Below are 1166 nucleotides of genomic sequence, written 5' to 3'. Positions count from 1 at the left end.
GCAGTTCGAGGTCGGCGAGCTGGCCGCCTTTTGTGTTGGTCGCGAAGCAGGTCAGCCGCAGCCCGTCGAGGTCGGTGAACCGCAACTGGGCGCCGGGGTGCGGCCGTTCCTTGCGGACGATCAGCCGCATCCCCTTCGGCCACGTGCTCAGGTCGGGCATGTCGGTGATCTCCGCGACCCAGGCGCCGGGCCGCTCGGTGCCGCCCGCGTCGTAGGCCGGCGTCCACGCCTTCTTCGGGATCTTCAGGACGGCCTGGTGGATGGCATCCGTGATGGTCATTCCGACGGAATACGACAGCCACCGGCCGGGCCTGGAGAGCCAGTCGAGGAAGGAGTGGGTGCCGCCGGCGGAGTCGGTGCGGATCAGCGTCCGATGTCCCCGCCGCAGGTGTTTCGGCAGTTGGGCCAGGGCGAGTCGAGCGGTGGTGATGTGATCGGCGGCGGTGTTGGAGCCGGCGTTGCCGGGCCGCAGCAGAGCAGCCACCGGCTCGCCGGACCCGGCCGGGCCGTGGTCGACGAACGCGACGAGCGGATGATGGCCGAAGGTCTTCTTCCAGGTCGCGGTGGCGTCCTGTTTCTCGGAGTGCGCGAGGACGAGCACGCCGTCGATGTCCACGATCACGCTGCCGTCGGCGGCCGGACTGTCTTCACCGGCCAACTCCCAGACGCGCGACCGTACTTCGGCTCGCGCCGTGCGGATCGCGGTGAGCGCCTTCGGGCCGGCTGCGGCGAGAGCGTCGATGAGCCGGGAGACTGTGGGGTCCGATGCCACCGGGCCGAACACGTCGGGCTCGGCCCGCAGCATGGCGACGTCGGCGAGGCAGTCCCCGCCCAGAGCCGTGGCAAGCGCGACATCCAGCAGGACCTTGCCCGGCTCGTGCACTGCCCGCGGCTTGCGCCACGGCGCCAGTGCCGCCGATATCACGGTGTCCAGGCCCACCTTGCGGACCGTTTCGACCAGCAGCACGGCCCCGGCCTGCGAGACCGCCCCGCTGCCGCCGCCCTCGACGCGGACACGCGGGTACAACCCGATACGCTTGCTCACCTGGAGAGTGCTTCTTTCCGTGCAGCCAACAGGACCCTAGACAAGTCCCATCGTTGCAGGTCAGGAGCACTCTCCGTTTATTTGATCAAGACGTGGACGAGCACGCCATGAAAGCGCGAGG

The 1166-nt window shown here is 69.4% G+C and carries 1 protein-coding gene; it reads right to left on the bottom strand.

All coding sequences use genetic code 11. From position 1 onward, the window contains the following. A partial coding sequence (locus ACIRFL_RS43875) for an IS1380 family transposase (RefSeq protein ID WP_404041389.1) occupies positions 1-1045 on the bottom strand: 1045 nt, incomplete at its 3' end. Positions 1046-1166 lie beyond the last annotated feature (121 nt).

The organism is Streptomyces sp. NPDC102462 (assembly GCF_044765425.1).
GTDB lineage: Bacteria > Actinomycetota > Actinomycetes > Streptomycetales > Streptomycetaceae > Streptomyces.
This window is presented reverse-complemented; position numbering and strand designations above follow the sequence as displayed.